Source organism: Kitasatospora sp. NPDC059088 (assembly GCF_042738155.1).
Classification (GTDB): Bacteria; Actinomycetota; Actinomycetes; order Streptomycetales; family Streptomycetaceae; genus Kitasatospora.
The window spans coordinates 1-1,865 of record NZ_JBHYGR010000296.1 but is presented as its reverse complement, the minus strand read 5'-3'; the positions used below and the strand labels follow the sequence as shown (position 1 = coordinate 1,865).

General features: G+C 56.7%; 1 rRNA gene. It reads right to left on the bottom strand.

The window, feature by feature from the left end:
• Positions 1-41 precede the first annotated feature (41 nt).
• Positions 42-1,865 (bottom strand): 23S ribosomal RNA (locus ACFWXO_RS45450); the annotation flags it as partial.

Here is a 1,865-nt window from a genome sequence, read left to right as displayed (position 1 = left end):
GGGGTCGTTGTTTCAGAACAACACAGTGGACGCGAGCAACTGAGGACAAGCCCTCGGCCTATTAGTACCGGTCAACTCCACCCCTTACAGGGCTTCCATATCCGGCCTATCAACCCAGTCGTCTACTGGGAGCCTTACCCTCTCAAGGAGGTGGGAGTGCTCATCTCGAAGCAGGCTTCCCGCTTAGATGCTTTCAGCGGTTATCCCTCCCGAACGTAGCCAACCAGCCATGCCCTTGGCAGGACAACTGGCACACCAGAGGTTCGTCCGTCCCGGTCCTCTCGTACTAGGGACAGCCCTTCTCAACACTCCTACGCGCACAGCGGATAGGGACCGAACTGTCTCACGACGTTCTAAACCCAGCTCGCGTACCGCTTTAATGGGCGAACAGCCCAACCCTTGGGACCTACTCCAGCCCCAGGATGCGACGAGCCGACATCGAGGTGCCAAACCATCCCGTCGATATGGACTCTTGGGGAAGATCAGCCTGTTATCCCCGGGGTACCTTTTATCCGTTGAGCGACGGCGCTTCCACAAGCCACCGCCGGATCACTAGTCCCTACTTTCGTACCTGCTCGACCCGTCAGTCTCACAGTCAAGCTCCCTTGTGCACTTACACTCAACACCTGATTGCCAACCAGGCTGAGGGAACCTTTGGGCGCCTCCGTTACTCTTTAGGAGGCAACCGCCCCAGTTAAACTACCCACCAGACACTGTCCCTGATCCGGATCACGGACCCAGGTTAGACATCCAGCACGACCAGAGTGGTATTTCAACGTCGACTCCACAACAACTGGCGTTGCTGCTTCAAAGTCTCCCACCTATCCTACACAAGCCGAACCGAACACCAATATCAAGCTATAGTAAAGGTCCCGGGGTCTTTCCGTCCTGCTGCGCGAAACGAGCATCTTTACTCGTAATGCAATTTCACCGGGCCTATGGTTGAGACAGTCGAGAAGTCGTTACGCCATTCGTGCAGGTCGGAACTTACCCGACAAGGAATTTCGCTACCTTAGGATGGTTATAGTTACCACCGCCGTTTACTGGCGCTTAAGTTCTCAGCTTCGCCTGGACGAATCCAAGCTAACCGGTCCCCTTAACGTTCCAGCACCGGGCAGGCGTCAGTCCGTATACATCGCCTTACGGCTTCGCACGGACCTGTGTTTTTAGTAAACAGTCGCTTCTCGCTGGTCTCTGCGGCCACCCCCAGCTCAGAGTGCAAGACTCATCACCAGGAATGGCCCCCCTTCTCCCGAAGTTACGGGGGCATTTTGCCGAGTTCCTTAACCATAGTTCACCCGAACGCCTCGGTATTCTCTACCTGACCACCTGAGTCGGTTTGGGGTACGGGCCGCCATGAAACTCGCTAGAGGCTTTTCTCGACAGCATAGGATCATCCACTTCACCACAATCGGCTCGGCATCAGGTCTCAGACTATGTGTGAGGCGGATTTGCCTACCTCACGTCCTACACCCTTACCCCGGGACAACCACCGCCCGGGCTGGACTACCTTCCTGCGTCACCCCATCGCTCACCTACTACCCCGTTGGGTCACCGGCTCCACCACTTCCCTTTGCCCGAAGGCTCCGGGACGGCTTCACGGGCTTAGCATCAAGAGGTTCAGCGTTGGCGCTTCAAAGCGGGTACGGGAATATCAACCCGTTGTCCATCGACTACGCCTGTCGGCCTCGCCTTAGGTCCCGACTTACCCTGGGCAGATCAGCTTGACCCAGGAACCCTTGGTCAATCGGCGCAAGAGTTTCCCACTCTTGTATCGCTACTCATGCCTGCATTCTCACTCGTATACCGTCCACGACTGGTTTCCACCGCCGCTTCACCCGGCACACGACGCTCCCCTACCCATC